At 41.6% G+C, this 22,861-nt stretch carries 16 protein-coding genes and 1 tRNA gene; 10 read left to right on the top strand and 7 right to left on the bottom strand.

The window, feature by feature from the left end; translation table 11 throughout:
* Positions 1–39: 39 nt before the first annotated feature.
* Genes gap through pfkA form a run of 3 tightly spaced genes read right to left on the bottom strand, consistent with a single transcriptional unit; the run spans position 40 to position 2,881 of the window.
* Entirely contained in the window at positions 40–1,035 is a 996-nt protein-coding gene (gap, locus tag AC1D0K_RS22910; RefSeq protein WP_295714012.1) for a type I glyceraldehyde-3-phosphate dehydrogenase, read from the bottom strand.
* A gap of 7 nt (positions 1,036–1,042) precedes the next feature.
* Positions 1,043–1,891, bottom strand: coding sequence for a hypothetical protein (locus AC1D0K_RS22905; RefSeq protein ID WP_295714010.1), 849 nt, complete (start codon positions 1,889–1,891; stop codon positions 1,043–1,045).
* A gap of 3 nt (positions 1,892–1,894) precedes the next feature.
* The gene (gene pfkA / locus AC1D0K_RS22900; protein ID WP_477396692.1) at positions 1,895–2,881 is read right to left on the bottom strand and encodes a 6-phosphofructokinase; all 987 of its coding nucleotides are present in this window, start codon (positions 2,879–2,881) and stop codon (positions 1,895–1,897) included.
* 129 nt (positions 2,882–3,010) lie between these two features.
* Here pfkA and AC1D0K_RS22895 point away from each other — a divergent pair, with 129 nt between their 5' ends.
* The gene (locus AC1D0K_RS22895; RefSeq protein ID WP_477396694.1) at positions 3,011–3,703 is read left to right on the top strand and encodes an NUDIX hydrolase; all 693 of its coding nucleotides are present in this window, start codon (positions 3,011–3,013) and stop codon (positions 3,701–3,703) included.
* Positions 3,704–3,882: 179 nt separating this feature from the next.
* Here the strand turns inward: AC1D0K_RS22895 and AC1D0K_RS22890 are convergent, their stop codons facing one another.
* Together AC1D0K_RS22890 and AC1D0K_RS22885 are read right to left on the bottom strand one after the other, a co-directional pair.
* Positions 3,883–4,743: an N-acetylglucosamine kinase gene (locus AC1D0K_RS22890; RefSeq protein ID WP_295714004.1), complete on the bottom strand. Its 861-nt coding sequence runs from the start codon at positions 4,741–4,743 to the stop codon at positions 3,883–3,885.
* Positions 4,744–5,065: 322 nt separating this feature from the next.
* The gene (locus AC1D0K_RS22885; protein ID WP_477398942.1) at positions 5,066–6,001 is read right to left on the bottom strand and encodes a Nif3-like dinuclear metal center hexameric protein; all 936 of its coding nucleotides are present in this window, start codon (positions 5,999–6,001) and stop codon (positions 5,066–5,068) included.
* A 123-nt stretch (positions 6,002–6,124) separates the two neighbouring features.
* On the opposite strand from AC1D0K_RS22885, the gene AC1D0K_RS22880 reads away from it, so the two are divergent.
* From AC1D0K_RS22880 to AC1D0K_RS22855, 6 genes are all read left to right on the top strand, one after another.
* Positions 6,125–6,859, top strand: a complete 735-nt coding sequence (locus AC1D0K_RS22880; RefSeq protein ID WP_477398944.1) for a DUF4184 family protein — start codon at positions 6,125–6,127, stop codon at positions 6,857–6,859.
* A 617-nt stretch (positions 6,860–7,476) separates the two neighbouring features.
* Positions 7,477–7,550 (top strand) — tRNA-Arg (locus AC1D0K_RS22875).
* 315 nt (positions 7,551–7,865) lie between these two features.
* A complete protein-coding gene (locus AC1D0K_RS22870) occupies positions 7,866–8,072 on the top strand; it encodes a RagB/SusD family nutrient uptake outer membrane protein (protein WP_477398946.1) in 207 nt (68 codons plus the stop codon).
* 9 nt (positions 8,073–8,081) lie between these two features.
* Positions 8,082–8,399, top strand: coding sequence for a hypothetical protein (locus tag AC1D0K_RS22865; protein WP_477398948.1), 318 nt, complete (start codon positions 8,082–8,084; stop codon positions 8,397–8,399).
* Positions 8,400–8,450: 51 nt separating this feature from the next.
* Positions 8,451–12,080 (top strand): family 78 glycoside hydrolase catalytic domain, encoded by a 3,630-nt coding sequence (locus tag AC1D0K_RS22860; RefSeq protein ID WP_477398950.1) that lies wholly within the window; start codon positions 8,451–8,453, stop codon positions 12,078–12,080.
* 697 nt (positions 12,081–12,777) lie between these two features.
* The gene (locus AC1D0K_RS22855; protein WP_477398952.1) at positions 12,778–13,101 is read left to right on the top strand and encodes a hypothetical protein; all 324 of its coding nucleotides are present in this window, start codon (positions 12,778–12,780) and stop codon (positions 13,099–13,101) included.
* 133 nt (positions 13,102–13,234) lie between these two features.
* Here the strand turns inward: AC1D0K_RS22855 and AC1D0K_RS22850 are convergent, their stop codons facing one another.
* Positions 13,235–14,620 (bottom strand): pectate lyase family protein, encoded by a 1,386-nt coding sequence (locus AC1D0K_RS22850; RefSeq protein WP_477436391.1) that lies wholly within the window; start codon positions 14,618–14,620, stop codon positions 13,235–13,237.
* A 1,035-nt stretch (positions 14,621–15,655) separates the two neighbouring features.
* Between AC1D0K_RS22850 and AC1D0K_RS22845 the strand changes: the two genes are divergently transcribed.
* Both AC1D0K_RS22845 and AC1D0K_RS22840 read left to right on the top strand, forming a co-directional pair.
* Entirely contained in the window at positions 15,656–18,118 is a 2,463-nt protein-coding gene (locus AC1D0K_RS22845; protein WP_477398063.1) for a TonB-dependent receptor, read from the top strand.
* 114 nt (positions 18,119–18,232) lie between these two features.
* Positions 18,233–19,093, top strand: coding sequence for an ankyrin repeat domain-containing protein (locus AC1D0K_RS22840; RefSeq protein ID WP_477398061.1), 861 nt, complete (start codon positions 18,233–18,235; stop codon positions 19,091–19,093).
* 91 nt (positions 19,094–19,184) lie between these two features.
* Here the strand turns inward: AC1D0K_RS22840 and AC1D0K_RS22835 are convergent, their stop codons facing one another.
* Entirely contained in the window at positions 19,185–19,430 is a 246-nt protein-coding gene (locus tag AC1D0K_RS22835) for a putative signal transducing protein (RefSeq protein WP_295713238.1), read from the bottom strand.
* A gap of 132 nt (positions 19,431–19,562) precedes the next feature.
* On the opposite strand from AC1D0K_RS22835, the gene AC1D0K_RS22830 reads away from it, so the two are divergent.
* On the top strand, positions 19,563–22,673 hold the full coding sequence (locus AC1D0K_RS22830; RefSeq protein ID WP_477463107.1) for an AsmA family protein: 3,111 nt from the start codon (positions 19,563–19,565) through the stop codon (positions 22,671–22,673).
* The last annotated feature ends 188 nt before the right edge of the window (positions 22,674–22,861 follow it).

The following is a 22,861-nucleotide window of genomic DNA, read 5'->3' as shown; positions in this document are numbered from 1 at the left end:
CAGGGCTTTTTGGTATAAATTAAGATTGATGATCTGGGATTAGATTTTGCCTAATTCCTGAACAAGGTCGATCAGTTTGTTTGAATAACCCCATTCGTTATCGTACCATGATACTACTTTTACAAAGTGATCATTCAGGCCGATACCTGCTTTTGCATCAAAAATTGATGTGCGTGCGTCGCCTTTAAAGTCTTCAGATACTACGTCATCTTCAGTGTAGCCAAGAATGCCTTTTAGTTCACCTTCAGAAGCTGCTTTCATAGCTGCTTTGATGGCATCATATGAAGCACCTTTTTTCAAACGTACAGTTAAATCAACAACAGATACGTCGGCAACAGGAACACGTAAAGACATACCAGTTAATTTACCTTTTAACTGAGGTAAAACTAAACCAACTGCTTTAGCAGCACCTGTTGATGAAGGGATGATGTTTTGGTAAGCGCCACGGCCACCTCTCCAGTCTTTTGCAGACGGGCTATCAACAGTTTTTTGAGTAGCTGTAACAGCGTGTACAGTAGTCATTAAACCTTCTTCGATACCAAAGTTGTCATCCAATACCTTAGCGATAGGGGCTAAACAGTTGGTAGTACATGAAGCGTTTGAAACGATAGTTTGATCTGCTTTTAATTCTTTATGGTTAACGCCCATTACAAAAGTAGGGGTATCATCTTTAGCTGGCGCGCTCATTACTACTTTTTTAGCACCGGCATCAATATGTTTTTGAGCAGATTCCTGAGTTAAGAATAAGCCAGTTGATTCGATGATCACTTCGGCACCTACTTCGCCCCATTTAAGGTTAGCAGGGTCCTTTTCAGCAGTAACACGGATGGTTTTACCGTTTACAACCAAATGTCCGCCTTCAACAGCAATAGTGCCTTTGAATGCTCCGTGAGTTGAATCATATTTCAACATGTAAGCCATGTAATCTGGCTCAACCAGGTCATTAATACCAACAACTTCAATATCGGATCTTTCAATTGCGGCCCTGAATGCCAGACGGCCAATACGGCCGAAACCGTTAATTCCTATTTTCATGATTTTTTTAATTTTTATTAGAATAGTAGGTTAATAAATTATTTATGGGTTCTTTTATAATGTTTGCAATTTGAAGGTTAGCCTCGGCAGCGCTCTCATATAAAAGTTCCTGAAAATTGGCAGCAACCGTGCCCACAAAATGGATGGAGGCTTCTGGATGTTGCTTACTCAAAGGTACTAAATATGTGGAAATTAGCGTGCTAAATCCTTTTTTTATGACACCCTGTAGATGGTTGTCCAATTTGTTCTCGATGTAAAATTCGGTAAATGAGCTGAGGAATAATGCCGGTTGTTTTTGACGATAAACCTTCTCTAAAAGCGTTTTTCTATCGGCATCATATTTATGGATGAATTTTTTGCGGATGTTTGGCGGTAGGGTTTGGTTCATGAAACCTTTAATAAGCTGCCGGCCCAGCCAGTTACCGCTTCCTTCATCGGCCAGTATATAACCAAGGCCATAATTATTCGGTGCAACTTTTTTACCATCGTACCAGCCGGCGTTTGAGCCGCTGCCGCAAATGCTCACAATGCCCGGCGAGTTTTTGCAACAGGCGATGGCCGCGGCGGTAATATCATGCTCAACAGTTACCTTACCAAACTTGAAAAATGCTGACAGGGCGTTATGGATCACCTGCTTGCGTTCATTAGATGAGGCACCAGCGCCAAAAAAATAGATGCGTTTTATTTGTTCGGCGTGGTGTATAAGGTTGATGTTTTTGTTGAGGAGCTGCAGTATGTGCTTTTCGTCGTTAAAATAGGGATTGATGCCATTGGTTTTAAAGGAAGCAATAGTTCTTCCTTTATCGGCCAGGCGCCAATGTGCAAAATACGATCCGCTATATACTACTGCAATCATTAATTATATCGATAATATATCTGCCATAAGTAAAAGATCTGGTTCCAGTTTAAACTCATGATGGTTAAGTGCTTCCTCTAAAGTGGTGAGCACAATGTTATTGGCTTGCAAACCTACCATTTTTTGTGATTCTCCCGCTATCAAAGCGTTAACTGCTGCAAAACCTAAACGGCTACCCAAAATACGGTCAAAACTGGATGGGCTGCCGCCTCTTTGCAAGTGGCCTAATATAGTTACTTTAATGTCGTAGTTTTTAACTTCTTTTTGCACCGCTTTGGCTACGTCATAAACGCCGCCGTTTTTATCACCTTCGGCCACAATAACAATGCTTGATGATTTTTTATTCATATGCCCTTCCTTCAGGTTTTGAATAAGATCTTCAATGGCGGTTTGTTTTTCGGGCAGTAAAATGGCTTCGGCACCGCATGAAATTCCGGCACGCAGGGCAATAGCACCCGAGTCGCGACCCATCACTTCAATAAAAAACAGGCGGTCATGCGCATCGGCTGTATCGCGTATTTTGTCAATAGCTTGTATAACCGTATTGGTAGCGGTATCAAAACCCAGGGTATAAGTTGAGCCGCAAAGGTCGTTATCAATAGTGCCGGGAACGCCCATTACCGCTATATCGGGATATTTTCTTGAAAAACGCAGGGCACCGGTAAAGGTACCATCGCCACCAATTACCACCAGGGCATCAATGCCGTGCTCTTTTAAATGCTTGTAAGCAGTGGCCATACCTTCATCTTCTTTAAAAGGCAAACAGCGGGCTGTTTTTAAAATAGTACCTCCTAAATTCAATATATTACTTACCGAGCGTTTGTTCATGTCGTACATGTCGTTCTCAATAAGTCCTTTATAACCTTGTCTTACACCTACAACCTCAAGGCCGTTGTATATAGCTGTTCTAACCACCGCACGGATACATGGGTTCATTCCAGGGGCATCACCACCAGAAGTTAAAACAGCGATTTTTGAAATTTTATGCATTTTTACACCACTAAATTTGTGCTACGAAGATACAGTGTGTAAATTACACCATTAAATTTATTTGTTTTTTTTTAGATTAGAAATTAAGGACCTATATTTAAACCATTAACTTAAATCTCAACAACTATTTTGGAAGTAATGCTACCTAAGTTTGATTCCGTATTCTCTATAGATTGCGTAATTTTTGGTTTTGAAGCCGGCGAACTTAAGATTTTATTGATAGAGCGAAACGAAGAACCATATAAAGACTGGTTTGCGCTACCTGGCTATATAGTTGAGCAGGATGAGAGTATAGATGACGCGGCAGAACGTATCTTATATGAACTTACCGGCCTGCGCGATTTGCACATGCAGCAGTTTCATACTTTTGGCGAAGTGAACAGGCACCCGCAGGGACGCGTGATTACGGTGGCTTATTATGCGCTTATCCGTATTAACGGGCAAAAAGAGCTGCGCCCGGTAACCCAATTTGCAAAGAAAGCTATCTGGCACCCGGTTAATGATTTGCCCAAGCTGGCCTTTGATCACAGCGAGATTTTCAATACTGGTTTTAACAAGATCCGCAGGAGATTGCACTATCAGCCGATTGCCTTTGAATTGCTGCCAGAAAAATTTACGCTAACCCAACTGCAATCGCTTTACGAGGCCGTGCTTAATAAAAAACTGGATAAAAGAAATTTCCGCAAAAAGATGCTCAGCTACGGCTTTTTAAAAGAGTTGGACGAAAAGCAAAAAGGTGTATCATACCGCGCTGCTAAACTATACAAGTTTGATAAACGCAAATACGGAAAAATTTTCCAGGGCGAAATGAATTTGGGATAGGAGGAGAGTTAAGAATCAAGAATCAAGATAGCTGCACTTTGCAGGGTTAATATAAAACGGGCTGGAATTATTTCCGGCCCGCTTCTTTTTCTTTGCTTTTGGCGTCTTGTTTAATATAAAAGGGTTGGAAGTTTTACCTCCAACCCTTTTTCTTGACTCTTGATTCTTGACTCTCGCAGCTACAAAGAGCTTGGCGATAACTCTAAATGGTATTTTACCAGGTTATCTATAGGCGAGCGGATGATGTTACCTACAACCATTCCGTTTTCGGTAACTACTTCTTCCAGTACGTTACGGAAATTGTAACCAACCGAGCCTATGCAGTTAAAGGTATATTTCTGATAGTCAGGGTAATGTGTAACCAGGTTGCGGAAGAAATCCTCAAACGAGGTGCGTACCAGGTTGCGTGAGTATTCTATATGCACGTTGTTATCATAAACAAACTTGCTGAAACTGGCGCAAAAGCGGTTTGCACGTGGCTGGGTATAAACCTGCTCGTTGATATCATCGGGCGTAAGTTTAAAGGTTTCCCAAAACAGGTTACGTACTGGCTCGGGCATATAACCGCGTAAATAATCAACCAGTAATTTTTTGCCGATGTAGCAGCCGCTGCCTTCATCGCCAAGGATGTAAGCACCCGAATCGATGTTTTGAACAACATCCTTACCATCGTAGAGACAGGTATTTGTACCGGTGCCCAATATAGCTGCAAAGCCTTCGGTGTTACCCAAAAGGGCACGTGCCGCCGCCAACAGGTCATGGCCAATATACACCTTTGATTTGGTGAAAACCGCTTCCATAGCTTCTTTCACAATGTTACGCATATCGGGCGTTGAACAACCCGCGCCATAGTAATTAACTTCGGTTATTTCATCTTTTTCAAGATCGGTAGGCAAACTTTCGTTTAACGATTGTATGATGTACGCGGTGCTCGAAAAATAGGGATTGTAGCCCTCAGTGTTAAAATACACTTTTTTACCCTCTTCAGTAACCAGACACCAGTTTGTTTTAGTTGAGCCACCGTCAGCAATTATGATCATAAATTAAGTTTTTAAAAAAAAATTCGGTTAAAAGTAGGATTAACTTATTGTAAAAAAAACACTTTGTAATCTAAAAGATAAAAATTGCCATTTTCACCTCAAGAACAGTTTCTTTTTACACAAAATCTAACTTTAATGGCATAACGTATCATTATTAATAACGCTTTATTATAAAATTAGGGTATTATAATAAATGTAAAACTAACATATAATTAAGGATCAGGCCATTGAAGCAAGCTTTTCTGCAATTGTACGTAATGTTAAATAATTTAACAACACCTATTAACAATACTTGAATATAATTATGCTAAACCAATTTAGTTTACATAAAGGAAAGCGAATTTTTTGGCGAAATATGAACTGATTTAATAGCCGGAAAATTACTCTTCAACCAGCTCACCATAAATTCCGAGCCGGGTTCTTCACTGGCGATGTGCCCCAACACAATCAGCGATAAATTATCCCCCTTCGCACGGGCATCGCGCACATATTCTGCAGTTTCCCATTCCTGTATTTCTCCCACTATTAATACATCAGGCTTTATCTTACTGGCCTCGCCTATCTGCCTTTTACCACCTGCCGCTCCGGGTAAAAATAATACCTTTTGGCAGCTTTGCGCCGGATCGCCGATGTATCTTAACATACCAATAGATAGTTTTGTTTTAAGGTACGCAATCAATGAACTTAAGGTAGTAGCAGGCAGTACAAGTACGTTGCCCAACTCGGGTTTAAGATAAGCACCCCAGTTTAACTGCTTCAGCACTCCTGCTCCAACACCATCAGGCTTTAGGCTGTGGATATAATCGTGGTTTCGCCATACGGCTATGTTATGTTCTTTAAGTAGTTGAGTTTTGTATTGGTATACATCGTCATTAGCCAGCCATTGAGTTTCATCGGCATGGTTATAAAAAGTAGGCTCATGGGCAATAATGAAATTGGCGTTTAAAGCTATGGCCTGTTTAATAACCTCAATGGTGGCAAACATGGTTGTAATGATCCCGGTAACTTTAATGTCCCTGCTGCCGCTTTTAAGTGTATCAACAGTTGAGGGGAAAGGTGCGCCTGCAATTTGACCAATAAATTTATCGATGATCTGCCCTACAGTAACATCATCATTTACCTCAAAGAAACTGGCAGCGTTCCCTGCAAAGGGCATGGTTAAAAAAGCGGTAGCTGCCGTCACTTTGCTTAGGTTGAAAATAAATTTGCGCCTGTTATGGTTCTCAGTTAAGGGAAAAAGATCTTTTGTAGGGTTCATAATGGTTGATTGGGTGGATCAAATATAAAGAATAGGGGGGAATTGGTTTCTGATCACAGAAGATTGTTTAAAATTCATAGTTTAGGGTTGCAAGCACTTTAAACATTACCTTAAATAAAACAGATGCCACTCACCTTTGCTCATCCCGCTATAATTTTGCCTTTAAGATATCTTCCGAAACGATGGGTTTCGTTAACGGGCCTCGTCATAGGCAGCATGGTGCCCGATTTTGAATACTTTATGCGAATGAGGGTGAAAAGCATTTACAGTCATACCTTGTTCGGATTATTTTGGTTCGATCTCCCCTTGGGGCTTATCTCAGTGCTTATTTACCGGTTAATTATTAAAGATAAACTTATAGATCATCTCCCCGAAACATTTAACAGACGATTTTCGGCTTATAGGGGCGGCGCTGCTTCAGAACTATCATTTGCTGTTATCGCGATCGTGTGTTTATCGGTCATCATCGGTGCTGCGTCGCACTTAATTTGGGATGGCTTTACCCATCCCCATGGATATTTTGTAGTCGCTATGCCGGCACTGTCAGCCATCGTTCATTTGGGTAGTCAGCAGGTGTATGTTTATAAATTGATGCAGCATAGCAGCACCCTCATTGGGTTGGCTGTTATTGTTGCAGGGATATTACTTATGCCTGAAAGAAGTAGCACAAAAACTGCTCACATAACAAAATATTGGTTAACTATTGTCTTGGTAAGCATATTAACCACTGTAGCCAGGTTGATAACGGGACTTACCTTTCATGACTATGGAAGCTTAATAGTTAGCGCAATTGCAGGGGGAGTAATAGGTTTGGTTATCGCTTCTTTTACTATTGTAAACTATAAAACAATGAATTAACTTGAATGATATATTTATAATGACTGTGTCCTTTTTACACATAGGGGTTGCAGTATTTAGTAAAGTGCCCTATATTTGCCCCCTCATAAGGTAAGTGGTTCACACTTATTAATTGTGATAAGGTTTAGGTTTAAAGCCCCAAGCAGCGAGTGCGAGGGGCTTTTATTTTGAACCTGATTTTTTGATTGGCGGGCTGGCATGGCGGTTTTTTTATTGACTTTTTATTGTAGCCGGGTAATTGAAATAAAAAACTTATTCACTACCTGGAGAAATTCATAACCATTTGTCAATAATTTCGTATTAGTTACAAATCACAAATTGATATGAATTTTATAATTGCGTTTGGGGCAATTTTGCTCTCGCTTGGTATTTTTTTGATAGTAGCAATACTATTCTTCAGTCTCTTAAAATACATTAAAAAGAAGTATTACCCTAACTGGAAATTTCCCGACTATATAAGTGTTGGATATGCCGAATATCTGTACAAAAAGTATATAAAAAGGGAGCGTCTGTAATCATTAAAAAAAAATTGATTGATATTTAACCATAATTTTGCATCTTTGCACCGCGAAAAATACGATGGTTTCCTTCATAGTGCTATTGTTTAAAACGCAGATGGTCCCATAGCTCAGCTGGATAGAGCAACAGATTTCTAATCTGTAGGTCTTAGGTTCGAATCCTAATGGGATCACAAGCATTACCAAAAACAGCCTTTACGATACCGTGGAGGCTGTTTTTTGTTTCACAAATTGCTTCACATGCTGCCTTTTGGCCGGTTTCAGGGCCTTTGTTTCAAATCTTTATCACAACCTTTCACAAGCTTTATCAATACTAATGATTTTTACCAGGGCGTTACTTATAAGGTATAGCCTCAGGCGGCTTCTATTGCCTATGTAACTACCGGAGGTATAACTTATCCGTTTATAAAAAAACACTTAAATCCACGTAGTTTATTTAACAATACCAACAATGACTGGTATATTTATCGATATTCGGAAGTTTACTTTTGTTAACAGAGGCTTTAAACGAGGAGGGTAAGACGGGCGAAGTATTACCCTATATTACACAGGTCTGCACCCGTGCATTTGGCGGAAGTTCAGCCCCTGCTATTGCCGCGGATCACTCCGGGTTGAGAAGCGCTGTTATGTACGAAAGGCGGGTAGAGCTCGTTTTTGAAAATAAGAGGTGGACCGATCTGGTTAGTACCGGGTAGGCAAAGCAAGTGCTGAATGCCCAGGGTGTAAAAATTAAAGCAGATCAACAAGCTTATTATTATCCGTCACCAACTTCTGTTATGGCTGGCTTTCTTGCGTCTTTTTATAACGTTATGGATACCAGGTTTTTGTTTCTTGTTCCGCAGTCAGAAATTGTGGTCAATCCTGCGGTTAGGCAAAAACTGGTTATTAAAAAATATTATTTTACTATTTTAAAAAGCGATCCTATCTTCATGCAATTATTACCATCTGTGCAAAGATCAGGGCTGCTTTGGAAAAGGTACGGTCTGCAAAATATCAGATCGGCAATGCCGGCTGATATTTGATCTGAATACATACTTATTATACACCTAATGATGATAAAAAAAATCGCTTGTATGCCTAAAACGGCTGTTCTGTTTTTGTTGCTTCTGTTTTTATTTGCTCATGACGTTTTGTTAGCTGCCGATAAGGGCGCTTCAATAGTCGGCTTGGAAGTTGAGTATACCAGCACACCGATTGGTATTGACGTTAAAACGCCCCGGTTTAGCTGGCAAATGTTGGCGCCTGAGGGATCCCGGGAGTATAGTCAAACGGCCTACCAGGTAACGGTCAAAGATGCCACGGGCAAGTTAGTTTGGAACAGCAATAAAGTAAAAAGCGGCATAGCTTTAGGAATTGTTTACACAGGAAGCCCGCTTAAAGGTACCACGAGGTATACATGGACAGTAAGAGCCTGGGACCAGACAGGCAGGGTATCTTCAGGTACTTCATGGTTCGAAACCGGGCTCATGGATACTGGCATGTCTGGCTGGAATGGTGCTCAATGGATAGGAGGAGGGGATGGTGATTTGGTGCTTTATGCGCATTACCTGCCTTTATTTGACCTCAAATATAAGCTGAGCATCAATCCTGGCAGCAAGAGAGCGAGTGTGATTTTCGCTGCTAACGATCCCCGCCTGATGGATAGCAATAAAAATATCTTTCAGATAGCGAACAAGAAAAATGAAGCTTACTTTAAAGTAGAATTGGATATTTCTGCACTTGAAAATGGTGGCAATGCACAAATCAATATTTACCGGGCTGGCTATTCCAATGGGGATATCGCTGGTAAGGTAATTAAAAGTTTTCCTGTCAAGCCTGATGTGATCGGCAAGGGCAATCAAAACAAGGCGCATCAATTTCTGGTTCATAATGAATATGGTACCCTAACGTTGTCTGTAGACAACGATAAATCATTCTTTATACCAGAAGAGGTGAAAAATGAACCTGCTCCCGGAGGGTTTCCCACAGGAAATCGTGGTGCCTTTGTAACCTTAAATCCCCTGGGCCCCGGCCATGATGTAATCTCCTATGGCATGCTTGGTGATATTGGTTTTTCTGCTGATGCCGGGCAAAAAGCCTCTTTCTCTGATCTTGCGGTATCTAACATTCGCATGCCGGGGAATATTTTATTTAAAGAAGATCTTGGCAACTCCGGATATAAGGGGATATTTAAATCTGATGCCAGCGATCCAGGATCGGGTTTAACCGTTAAAGACGGAGCATACCAGATTAACGGTGGAAGTAATGGCGCTTTTATAGTTGCGGATCCGAGCCATAACGCCATGCCTATGTTGAGGGCCAAATTTGATGCAGCGAACAAAAGCATAGCCAGTGCACGGCTTTATGTTACTGCAAGAGGCATTTATGAGATTTACCTGAACGGTAAACGGGTGGGCGATGATTATTATAACCCCGGCCTTACGCAATACAATAAAACCCATCTTTATCAAACTTATGATGTAACCGGTATGGTTAGCAATGGACCTAATGCCATAGGCGCTATGCTGGGTGAGGGCTGGTGGAGCGGCATGCTCAGTTATGGCGCTATCTGGAACCATTTTGGCGATCGGCAATCGTTATTGGCAAAACTGGTCATTACTTATGCTGATGGTTCAAAGGACGTAATCACTACGCAGGACAAAAACTGGAAATATTACAATAAAGGGCCAATCATATATAGTAGCCTCGATATGGGAGAAGTAGATGACGCCACACGGGAACAAGCAGTGAAAGATTGGAGTACGGCGAATTATGATGATCGAAACTGGCAGAAAGCAGTAGAAATTGCTTTGAAGGGAACCACCTATTCGGGAGATTCCCAGGATTTTGCGGGTAACCGGCAAACGCTTGATTTTGATCATGTTTCACTGATAGGACAGATCGGTAATTCTGCCGGTATTTATAAAATACTAACGGCAAAAAGCATGAAGGAAATTCGTACGGGAGTATACGTGTATGATATGGGGCAGAATTTTGTAGGCGTGCCTAAGATAAGTATCAAAAATGGAAGAGCCGGGGAGAAAGTCACTTTGAGATATGCTGAAATATCATACCCTGACTTAAAGGAGTCAGGTAAAAACGTAGGTATGATTATGACGGAGAACTATCGTGCCGCTTTAAGCCAGGATATTTACATCATGAAAGATGGCGACCAGGTTATCCAGCCACATTTTACCTCGCACGGATACCAATATATTGAAATTACAGGTGTTAAGGAACCCCTGGCGCTGAATGCCGTTCAGGGCTTAGCCATCAGTTCGATAAAAAAACTGACTGCTGATTATGCTACTTCCAATCCGAAGGTGAACCAGTTATGGTCAAACCTGACCTGGTCAAACATAGATAACTTTCTGACTATCCCCACCGATTGCCCCCAAAGAAATGAGCGTATGGGTTGGTCGGGTGACATTAGTATTTTTTCGCCAACGGCCACCTATGTTTCCAACGCAGATCAGTTTTTACGGCGGCATATGATAGCTATGCGTGACCTGCAGACGGATAAGGGACGGTTCACGGATATCGCTCCGGTAGGTGGGGGTTTTGGCGGGATTATCTGGGGCAGCGCGGGCATCACGGTGGCCTGGGAAGCTTATCAGCAATATAATGATATATCATTACTGGCCGAACATTATGATGCCATGTGCAGGTATATGGCTTATATAGAGTCGACCATTGACCAGAAAACTGGCTTGAGCTCGGATGGGGTATTGGGCGACTGGCTTGGCCCGCAATATCTTCAGCTTGGCACAGCATTCCCGGTTACTGCTTATCATGTATATGACCTGGGTATCATGGCAAAGGTTGCGGGTATCTTAGGCAAAAAGGAAGATGCGCAAAAATTCAGGGAAAGATATAATGAACGCAAGGATTTCTTTAACCGGACCTTTGTAAACACCGATAAAAAAGCCGTTGGATTGGTAGGGGGAGGATTATTTGGTGGCCCGGCGAAACGGGAATTTAAGGTTTCAGATACACAAACGGCTTACGCCGTAGGCCTGGCGCTTGGAACATTCGCTGATGAAAACATATCTTATATGGTGAAAAACCTGGCTGCTGCTGTTGAACGCGAAAACAAAGACGACCAGGGCATTGTACGGTCGCCATATTCACTGATGACGGGATTTGTGGGTACAGCGGGTATCAGCAAGGCCTTGTCTGATCATGGATATAGCGGGTTGGCATACAAGATGTTGCAGAATGACCATTATCCGTCATGGCTTTACGCTATTGACCAGGGTGCCACAACCATTTGGGAAAGGTTAAATGGCTATACCGTTGAGCAAGGTTTTGGGGGCAATAACAGTATGAATTCGTTTAATCATTATTCGTTTGGAGCGATAGGGCAGTGGATGATGGCTTATTCCATTGGGATACAACGTGATGAGCCTGGATTTAAAAAGTTTATACTGCAACCCGAACCAGACCTAAGTGGCCAAATGACCTGGGCCAAGGGCTATTATGATTCTCCTTACGGTCGCATTAACAGCAGCTGGAAAGTAGACGGTAAAGTGTTAGTTTATAAGGCAACGGTACCGGCGAATACATCGGCCACTTTATATCTTCCTGCTGTTAATGTAAAATCTGTATCTGAAAGTGGTAAACCAGTTTCGGGTATAAAGGGTATCAGCTTTGTAAGGTTTGAAGGAAATAAAGCGATATATAAATTGGGGCCTGGAAGCTATGATTTCAAATCGAAGCTATAGGGCTTTTCAGATCAGGGGATTCGAGGTCAGAAGTATCTATTTGTCGTTGTATGGGGGATAGGAAAATCAGTAAAAAGCCATTTGATTAAAGGCAGGTTTAAATAACTGCCTTTAATACTGCTTTTGCATTTAATCACTTTTTACCCATGAACAGAGAACCCAATCTGCGCACGTTGATTAGTACGATGAAGCCAACGCTTAATAGTGGCGACTACGATGAAAAAGACAATTGCAATTATCATTAACCTATTTATCGCCGTGCTGTTTATTGTTTTACCACAAGCTAAAATTACCTGAGCGAGGTCAGGAAAGGGTAAGGTCATGCTGAAGGTATTCAAAGACCGGGCAGGTTATATGTGATCCGAAAGCTTGCATATATACGTCAGCTTTCAACCATTCAAAATGTATGCTTTCAAAATCTGAGGGGCAGTTGGAATGGAGGGATTGCGTGCAATTACAGGAATTCTTGATATAACATTTTATTATTAAGCTGAATGACTATATTCGGTTCCCAAATTATTCAATGCGAGTAGCACATTATAAATACAGCGCCGGGCAGATATTTTTCGATTTAATCATACTACCGCTTATCATAGTTGCATTTTATATGCTTTTTATAGCGCGCTTTCCCGATCACAAACCCTGGCTTGTTTTTAGTTTCCTTTCGTTAATAATTATTGTAAGGTTCATTTATATTATGACTGCGTATTTGATCCCTTATTTAAAAGATGAAACAGTTCTGGAATTGGATAATGATAAGCTGCAACTTTTTCTAAAAGGGAAATTGCTGCTTCAAGTTCCCAGGGATGTTGCCTATTGGAAAGATATAGCCGAAATTAACTTTACCTCTCCGGATAAGGGGGCGCCTGTTATAAGTTTTATAATGAAGGACAAAAACACTTTCGGTTTTCGCACCAGGTATATTGCTGCAGATGCAAGCGATATTTATGGCACGATAATGTGGTATTTCCGAAATCAACAAAATGCGCCTTCCGGGCAGGCGATTACTAATGGTGAATGATGTGGCTTTTGCCTTTTTCTTACATTTTCAGTTGAGCTTGCAGGCAAAGTATCATTAAATAAAAAAGCTTCAAATCTTTCAATTTGAAGCTTTTCTTTGTGGTGTCATTTGGATTAGAACCAAATACGTACTATTACTTCACGCCGGCTCCCGCTTGCACAATTGACGGCACATTGGCAGCAGGATCAAGAATAGCGCTATAAGAATAATCCGGAACCCAATCTGAAATGGCGGATGTGATGTTGTTGAGACCGCAATTTAAATAGATATTGGTGGTAACGCCGCTGAAATAACCTACAGGATCACCATCAAGATTTGTTGTAAGCGGTTTGTTACATCCTGAAAAATATTCATTATCTGTTCTTACAGTGGCGCCATATCTCGCACCTATTGAATAGCCTCCGTTATTTAGATGGTAATTGTTAAACATGTGTATGTTGCCAAAAATCAATGAAGGCTCTCTTTCGCTTACATTATACCAAAAGTTATGATGCATAGTTACATGTAACAGATCTTTATTAGCAGCGACTGCGTCAGCTGTTAAAGCTCCTATAAGAACAGACAAGTTGGTATCGTGAAATTTACACCAGGATATGGTTATCAAATCAGCACCTTCGGTAACAACTATATCCTTACCCCAATAATCCCAGCCATGACTACGATCAGTTGAAAAATCACAATGATCTATCCATATATGGTGAGACCTGAACTTTACACAAACGGAGGATTCAGTTACGTAATTTTTCAGGATTAAGTTCTGTAAAATAACGTTGTTTACAGTAAACAGATATAAATTCACACCTTCTAATGTGCCCCCTGATTCGCCAATAATAGATGTATTGGAGCCGACGTAAACAGGGTCATATCCTGCACCTTTAATGATGCCACTAACGTAAACGGTTTTTGGAGTTGGACCTGCAACAGCCGCTCTAAAGTCTGCCAAGTTTGTTACGGTTACAGCTGGGCCGATAATACCACCTGTAGTTGGTCTGTGAACGTTGGCATATCCCAGTACCTTGGAAGTTATTTCAGTTGTAGGAGTACCAACTGCATTACCTGGTTGCGTTACTGGTCCTTTTGCTATGCCTGCTATGATATAAGCGTATTTTCTGCCATTGGTAAGTGGGTTGGTGTTGTCGGATGTAGAAAAGTATATATCTGTTCCCCAATGACTAAAACTCCCTCTTCCAATTTGACGGATGTCCTCGTGAAAAGTATGGGCCGGGCCTAATTCAACATCGTTTTCAAAAACCCTGAGCGTAGATCCGGTTGGTTGCTGATTGGAATCTCCTGAGAATGGGATTGGTCCTGCTTTATAGCTATTTAAGGTGTCCAACCTTATAGTAGATTCATCGATGGGGTAAATTGCTAATGCAGCTAAAGAGCTGGTAGCGTTTCCCGTTGCGTTTAATACAGGGGCTGAGATGTTGGGTTCTTGCTTTTTACTACAAGTACCCATAATGACAGCTACACCTACTACTAAGCACAATAAAATCACTTTTTTTATTGTTTTTTTCATTTCCATATTTTTTTTAAAGAATGTTGTTATCAAAGGAACTCCCACTTAAAAAAATTACTGTGTAAAAAACACAGTTGTAAATGTAAAACACAGTTGTGAATGTGAAAACACAGTTGTGAATGGTTTCAAAAGTACAAATAGTTCAAAAACAACATGTATGAAACTGCTAAAGCTCTTTTTATTGTGAACTTTGGTTGTAAAACAGGTGTAAAACCTACACACTTCATGGCGCAAAATTGGACAATTTGACCTCTCTGATCCATTTTCAAATTTTTTTATCCACATAGTTTGACACATTTTTGGTGCGGCGAAGAGCTCAGTAAGCAAAAAAACGGCGAGGTATGTGCAAACTAAATAGGGGCAATCCACCAGGTGCATATGAAAATTGGAAAGCAGCCAGGGCATTAGGCCGCAGCGACGCAATAAATGCTATGCTGGCTAAATATGATAAATAAAAGCTCTTCTGTAAACTGTGACTGATTTTGAAACCAAATTGTTGATATTATCGTTTAAAAGATTAGTTGAATACCCGCAGCCTGCTCCTATCGATTGATATCACGTATTCATCGATACTATCATGTTTTATTTTATCAGGACTTGTATGTTAGTTTTATATAATATAGATATACTGATGGCTCTAATTATATTGGCGATAATAATTTTTTGCAGTTGTGTGGTATGTTTAATTGCAGTTCGGTTTCTTCCCGGTGCCGATGACCGCGATTGATGCTATTCTGATTCCTGCCCGCTTCCTTTTTTTAACTGAGCTTCGGCCGGTGGGTTATTCCATCTATTTCCCTGTTGTAAATAAAGATATTTTAATTGCATTCCTGGAGTTGCCTAAAAGCTATTGATGCAAAGGGGCAAGTTATAAGGGTTTTGCATCTATGCATAATCGTTTCTGTGTTGATATTTCCAAACAAGTATTCATTGTAGGTAATTTTAGTAATTAGGTTTTGTTTGTAAATAAAATTAGGTAAGACTAATTATTTTTATTTGTTATATATTTGCAAATAAACAAGCCTTATAAATAAAATGAAAGTACTATACCTGCTATTGATGTTATGTATACCAGCCGCACTTAAAGCCCAAAATGGGGTGTTAAAAGGCAGGTTGGTAACCGGAAGCGAACCCCTTGCTTATGCAAGCATTGTATTAACCGGCACAACAATAGGTACAACCTCTGATGAAAAAGGCTATTACAACCTTAAAAATATTTCTCCCGGCAACTATGAAGTTTCTTTTTCGGCAATAGGATACCTTCCCGAAAGACTTAAAATAGCCATCCATACCGGCCAAGCCACAGTTTTGCACGTCAATCTGAAAGAAAATAGCTCTAAACTAAATGAGGTAGTTATAACAGGGGTATCACGGGCTACAGAACTGCGCCGCAACCCGGTGCCAATTGCGGTAATGACCAAAAAGGAAATGAACGAAAACGTTAATAATAACATTATTGACGCTATAGTAAAAGGTGTGCCCGGTGTAAACGCGGTTACTACCGGGCCAAATATTTCCAAGCCATTTATAAGGGGACTGGGCTATAACAGGGTATTAACCTTGTATGATGGCATCAGGCAGGAGGGGCAGCAATGGGGAGATGAACACGGCATCGAAATAGATCAGTACGGAATTGGCCGCGCTGAAGTGATCAAGGGGCCAGCAAGTTTAACCTATGGCTCTGATGCTATAGCCGGAGTGATCAATCTGATACCCGCAATACCCGCCGGGGCCGATAGCGTATTAAAAGGAGATTACGTTACAGATTATCATACCAATAATGGCATGATTGGCGTATCGCTGGGTTTAGCCTATAAAAAAGTAGACTGGAAATATGCATTAAGGGCCACGGCTAAAATGGCTCATGATTACCGCGATAAAATTGATGGACTGGTATACAATACCGGTTTCAGGGAATATAATTTATCGGCGATGGCAAGGGTTGATAAAAAATGGGGTTATTGGCAAATAGCCGCTACGCTGTATGATAACCGGCAGGAGATACCCGATGGTAGCCGCGATTCGCTCAGCAGGCAATTTACCAAACAGGTAAATGAAATTGCTTATGACGATATTAAAAACAGACCTATAGTAAGCCCTGATGAATTAAGCTCCTATTCCATTGCGCCGCTTCATCAGCGTATTCAGCATTATCGCGTTTATACGCATAACCAGGTAAAATTAGGCAACGGCAGCCTTGATGCTTCGTTGGGTTTGCAGCAAAGCATCCGCAGGGAATATAACCACCCTACCTTAGCGCAGCAGGCAGGTTTATATGTAGTGCTAAACACCCTTAATTATGATCTGAAATACAATTTGCCGGCCATTGGCGGTATTGAAAGTACTATTGGTGTTAATGGTATGTACCAGGCCAACCGCAGTAAAGCAGCTACAGATTTTCCCATTCCCGATTATAATTTATTTGATGCCGGTACATTCCTGTTCGCCAGGAATAGCTTTGGCAAGCTTGATGTATCCGGTGGTATCAGGTATGATAACCGCCACATCCGGTGGAAAGATTTTTATGTTGGCCCTAACCCGCAAAACGGGTTTGAACAGCAGGTTAAATTACCCGATACCGCAGGCGCGCATTTACAATTCCCGGCATTTAAACATGTTTACAAAGGTTTTTCGGGCAGCCTGGGATTAACCTACAACATCAGCGAGCGGTTGCTGGTAAAAGCAAATATAGCCAGGGGGTACCGCGCACCAAATATTACCGAGATAGGCTCAAACGGGCTTGATCCGGGTGCGCATATTGTTTACCTGGGCAACCGTGGCTTTAACCCCGAGTTTAGTCTGCAGGAAGATATCGGCATTATTTCCTATTTAAAAGATGTTGACCTCATAGCGGAGTTTTTTAACAATCACATTGATCATTACATCTACCAGGCAAAACTCACCGATGCCGATGGTAAGCCGGTGGTTATTGTTGCGGGCAACAGCACTTATGAGTATCAGCAATCAAAAGCACGGCTTTACGGCGCGGAATTTACCGCTAACCTGCACCTGCGTAGTGTTAAGTGGCTGGCGTTTAATAACAGCCTGGCTTATGTTACCGGGATTAACCAAAATGAGCAGTTGATCAGTAAATCAAACGGTGCGGCAAAATACCTGCCTTTTATCCCGCCGCTGCACATACGATCTGAGTTAAAGGTTACTTTACAGAAAGCGTACGGTGTTTTTTCAAAGATCTGGTTTAAAACAGAAGCTGACGCCTATATGGCTCAAAACCGTTTTTATGCTTTGGATAATACAGAAACAGCCACACCTGGTTATACCCTTATTAATATTGGTGCCGGCACAACCATCAAGGGGAAATCAGAAAAAACTTTCTGCGAGCTTTATGTCCAGGTTGATAATTTGTTTGATACGGCCTATCAATCCAACCTGAACAGGCTAAAGTATTTTGAGTACTATACAAGTTCGCCCAATGGGTGCCTGGGCATTTACAACATCGGGCGCAATATGAGCTTTAAAGTAATATTCCCTTTTTAAGTGGCCTTAAAAATGGGAGAGAGCAATTCTTAAAAATTTCGGGATTTAATTTAACTGGGCTATAATTTACAATAACTGTATCTTTATAGTGATAAGGGTCAATTAATTACCAAAATGAAAAATTCCGATATCACAGATCCGCTATTTCGCGAGGCCGTAGAAGCTATTGACCGGGGCGATGTAATGTTGTTGAAAGATCTTATAACCAAAAATCCACAATTGGTAAGTGACAGATTGAACTACCCCGAACCCGGGTATTTTAAGGATCCATACTTGCTTTGGTTTATTGCAGACAATCCTATCCGTAGTGGTAAATTACCTACTAATATTGTGGAGATTACCCAACTGCTCATTGGGTTTTTAAAAAAGGAAGCCAGCGATACCGTGCAAATGCAACTGGATTATACGCTTGGGCTGGTTGCAACCGGGCGAATACCCAAAGAGTGCGGAGTGCAAATTGAACTGATAGATTTGCTGATTGACGCGGGCGCAAAACCCGGCGGCGGTTTGGGCGCGCTGGCACACGGAAATTTTGAAGCAGCCGCGCACCTTGTTGCACGCGGAGGCAAACTTACCCTGGCCGTGGCAATTGGTCTTGATAGGATGAATGATGTGATGAAGATGACGGCAACCGCAGGTAAAGAAGAATTGTTGCTGGCATTGGCCGTGGCCGGTTTTTATGGCAAGCCCAAAATGATAGCCTATTTATTGAGCTTGGGGGCCGAACCCAACGGCTATCCTAAAAATAATGCAGGCTTTCATACACATGCCACCCCCTTACACCAGGCAGTATCTTCGGGCTCGCTGGATGCTGTAAAACTACTTGTTGAAGCAGGCGCACGCCTTGACGTAAAGGATTTGATTTATGACGGTACACCACTTGACTGGGCAGAACACATGCAAACGGGCGAAAACCTGGATGAGGAGGCAAAACAGGATTTTAAATTAATTGCCGATTACCTGAAAGAGAAGTAAGCATCAGGATACAAAGCATCCTCCCAACATCGTGCTTGCTTAATATGAAGATTGCTTTATTGGCCAATAAAACTAAAGTATTGGATGCGAATTATTGTCCGCTAATCCCATATTCCTCAATTAGCTTCAGCGCTTTTTCATGATCCTCTAAAGCTACTACAACTTTTGCAGCTACAGATCCTCCGGCTTCTACCAGCCATGGCGCAATACTGCTCATGAACTCATCTTGTACAAAAGCCTGGATGCCTTCCTGTTCAAGCATGCCCTGTATCATACCGGCATCAACTGGCGAACCTGCAAATACTATTACTGGGTCCTGGTTATTATTGGTTTTCATTTTTAGATTGGTTTATCAAATGTTAAGGTTTATTAGCATAGGTTAATAACTTTTATTAGCCTGTAATATTGTTAAATTTCTCCCCGTATCCACTTTTACTATTACCTTTATGGCACTTGATAAGCTATATTTATGCCGTTCCCGATAAAAAAAGTTGTGTTAAAAACGCTCAAAATATTTGGCGTTACCTTGGTGAGTTTGTTAGCCTTAATGTTTTTGCTACCCTATCTTTTCCCGCAAACCATCACCAATAAAATAAAGCAATGGGCGGATGGCAGTATCAATGGTAAGCTGAATTTTTCGGGAACCAGTCTTTCATTCTTTAAAAAATTCCCGGCGCTCACCCTTACGCTGAATGATTTTTCGCTCAACGGCAGCGCGCCTTTTCAAAATGATACGCTGGTAGGCGCTCAGGAGGTTTCACTGGCTATTGATCTATCGTCGGTTTTTAAAAGCAAAATCAATATCAACCGCATTTATTTAAGCAGGGCAACCATCAATATCCAGGTAGATAGTGCCGGTCGTGCCAATTACAATGTATATAAAGCAAAAAACGCGCAGCCTGCACAGGCGGCAGATACTGCGAGCGCTTCGTTAGGTATTGAGCAAATATTAATTGAGAAAAGTCATTTGGTTTACAATGACAGATCAATGCCCATGCTGCTTGATGCCCGCGACTTTAACTACAAAGGCAGCGGCGACCTTACCAAAGATGTTTTTGACCTTTATACCCATACCGAGATCGGCTCTGTTGATTTTACTTACGCAGGGCAACCCTACATCTACCATAAAAAAGTAAATGCCGACCTGGTTACCAGCATCAATACCAAATCACTGGCGTTTGTATTTCAAAAAAACAACCTGTTAATTAACCAGTTGCCGGTTGATTTTAAAGGTCGGTTTGAGTTTTTGAAAGATGGTTATGATATGGATTTCAGGATCAGGAGCGATCAAAGCGACCTGAGTGATATTTTTACCGCCCTGCCTGCCCAATACGCCAAATGGACGGATGATACCGAACTAAACGGTACCGGTAAAATAACCATGTCGCTCACGGGTAAATACATCGCCTCAAAAAAACAGATGCCCGATCTGGATTTCAGTATGAAGATCAGGGATGGTTATATCGCCAATAAAAATACGCCCGAACCGGTGAAAAATCTTTTTCTTAACATGAACGCTAAGTTGCCGGGTTGTAATCCTGATAGCCTTAACCTCAATATCGATTCGGTATATTTCAATATCGGGAAGGATTATTTTGGCTCGGTGATCAAGGTGAAAGGTATCAAATCGCCAACTGTTTTTGCCAAGATCAATACCGAGATCGATCTGGAGAAATGGAATAAGGCCTTTGGTGTTAAAGCATTTGATGTAAAGGGCAGGTATTCGCTGCACATGATAGCCGAGGGTAAATATGCCACCGGGATAAGAAAAACCGGCATACGGCATCACATAGATACGGTGATAACCAGTATTCCTAAATTTACGCTGCATTCGGGTTTCAGGAATGGATATTTTAAATACGCCAAACTGCCCGAAGCCATGAAAAACGTGAGCTTTAACCTTGATGCCAGTTGCCCCGACAATAACCCGGCGCATGCCACCATGGCTATGACCAACCTTAACATTAATGCTTTAAATAACTACATTAAAGGTTATTTAAAAATGAGCAATACCGCAGGCGCCATGATTGATGCCAACTTGAAAGCCAAATTTAATTTAAGCGATATCAAACAGTTTTACCCGCTTGATAGTATTGACCTGCGCGGCAATCTGGATGCAGATGTACAAACCAGGGGCAGGTATATCCCGGCGCAAAGGATTTTCCCGGTTACCAATGCGCAGATAGATTTGCACGGCGGCTATATCCAAACCAAATACTACCCGCATCCATTGCAAAATATAGAGGTAAGTACGGCTATCAGCAATAATACGGGCTCGTTAAAAGGATTGAAGGTGAACATTAAACCGGTTTCATTCACGTTTGAGGGGCAGCCGTTTATGCTTAAAGCCAACCTGAAGAATTTTGATGACCTGGATTACAGTATCAAATCGCGCGGATCATTGGATATAGGTAAGGTTTACAAAGTGTTTGCCATAAACGGCTACAATGTTAAGGGATTGATCACTACCAATCTATCATTAAAAGGTAAACAAAGTGATGCTACAGCGGGCAGGTATGATCAGTTGGCTAACTCTGGCACAATGAGGGTTAAGGATATTGCGCTTACTTCAGATCTGTTCCCTAAACCGTTCCTTATCAAAACCGGCCTGTTCAGCTTTAACCAGGACAAAATGAAGTTTGATCAGTTTACGGCTAACTATGGTAAATCGGTTATTGTGCTTGATGGCGCGCTATCAAACGTGATAGATTATGCGCTTAAACCAAACTCGCCGTTACAGGGTGAATTTAAACTAACTAGCGGACTTATTATTGCTGATGATTTTATGGCCTTTGCGGGTGGTCCTTCAACGCCCAAAGCCGCAAAACCGGGCGTGATTATGGTACCCGCCAACCTCGATTTGAATTTTACTGCCGATGTAAAAAAAGTAAAATACAATGGTCTTGATATTAATGATGCCAAAGGGCAGATGAGTATCAGCAAGGGGCAGATTGTTTTAAAACAAACCGGCTTTACTTTAATAGGCGCGCCGGTAGTAATGGATGCTACCTATGGCAGCATAAGCCCGCAAAAGGCTTATTTCGATTATCATATTGATGCTAAAGAGTTTGATATAAAACGGGCATACCGCGAGGTGAAACTATTTCATGATATGGCCACATCTGCAGCGAATGCAGAAGGGATTGTATCATTGGATTATAAGCTAAGCGGTAAACTCAACAGCGATATGAAACCTGTGTATCCATCACTAAAGGGTGGGGGCGTACTGTCTGTTAAAAAGGTAAAAGTAAAAGGCTTTAAACTGTTTAGCGCGGTAGGTAAACAAACCGGACGCGATAGTTTGGGCGGTAAAAACGATGTGAGTAAAGTGGATATTAAATCCACCATTGCCAATAACATCATTACTATTGAACGTACCAAAATGCGGATGGCCGGTTTCCGCCCGAGGTTTGAGGGACAGGTAAGTTTTGACGGCAAGCTGAATCTGCAATTCCGCCTTGGCCTGCCGCCGCTTGGTATTTTCGGGATCCCGATGACTATTACCGGTACACAGGATAAACCAATTGTACACCTGGGTAAAGGGAAAAAAGAGGATGAGCTGAAGGAAACGGAGGAGTAGATTTTAGATGTGCAGATTTTAGATTTCAGATGTGCAGATGATGGCTGCAGGTATAAAACAAGCACGTCATTGCGAGGTACGAAGCAATCTCCCCGACGACAGGGCGAGTATGCAGGCTTAACTTTTCTATCCGCTCTGTGTAGCTTTGAGATTGCTTCGCACCTCGCAATGACGTATTTGCTAAAACC

It is taken from the genome of Mucilaginibacter sp. P1_A3 (assembly GCF_056406855.1).
Note: the sequence above shows the minus strand (reverse complement) of the source record. Positions and strands in the feature narration are given on the sequence as shown.

Bases quoted from the DNA above. Each gene is read 5' to 3' on its own strand.
- gap (WP_295714012.1), bottom strand. From the start codon at position 1,035: ATGAAAATAGGAATTAACGGTTTCGGCCGTATTGGCCGTCTGGCATTC.
- AC1D0K_RS22905 (WP_295714010.1), bottom strand. From the start codon at position 1,891: ATGATTGCAGTAGTATATAGCGGATCGTATTTTGCACATTGGCGCCTG.
- pfkA (WP_477396692.1), bottom strand. From the start codon at position 2,881: ATGCATAAAATTTCAAAAATCGCTGTTTTAACTTCTGGTGGTGATGCC.
- AC1D0K_RS22890 (WP_295714004.1), bottom strand. From the start codon at position 4,743: ATGATCATAATTGCTGACGGTGGCTCAACTAAAACAAACTGGTGTCTG.
- AC1D0K_RS22885 (WP_477398942.1), bottom strand. From the start codon at position 6,001: ATGAACCCTACAAAAGATCTTTTTCCCTTAACTGAGAACCATAACAGG.
- AC1D0K_RS22880 (WP_477398944.1), top strand. From the start codon at position 6,125: ATGCCACTCACCTTTGCTCATCCCGCTATAATTTTGCCTTTAAGATAT.
- AC1D0K_RS22860 (WP_477398950.1), top strand. From the start codon at position 8,451: ATGCCTAAAACGGCTGTTCTGTTTTTGTTGCTTCTGTTTTTATTTGCT.
- AC1D0K_RS22855 (WP_477398952.1), top strand. From the start codon at position 12,778: ATGACTGCGTATTTGATCCCTTATTTAAAAGATGAAACAGTTCTGGAA.
- AC1D0K_RS22850 (WP_477436391.1), bottom strand. From the start codon at position 14,620: ATGAAAAAAACAATAAAAAAAGTGATTTTATTGTGCTTAGTAGTAGGT.
- AC1D0K_RS22845 (WP_477398063.1), top strand. From the start codon at position 15,656: ATGAAAGTACTATACCTGCTATTGATGTTATGTATACCAGCCGCACTT.
- AC1D0K_RS22840 (WP_477398061.1), top strand. From the start codon at position 18,233: ATGAAAAATTCCGATATCACAGATCCGCTATTTCGCGAGGCCGTAGAA.
- AC1D0K_RS22835 (WP_295713238.1), bottom strand. From the start codon at position 19,430: ATGAAAACCAATAATAACCAGGACCCAGTAATAGTATTTGCAGGTTCG.
- AC1D0K_RS22830 (WP_477463107.1), top strand. From the start codon at position 19,563: ATGCCGTTCCCGATAAAAAAAGTTGTGTTAAAAACGCTCAAAATATTT.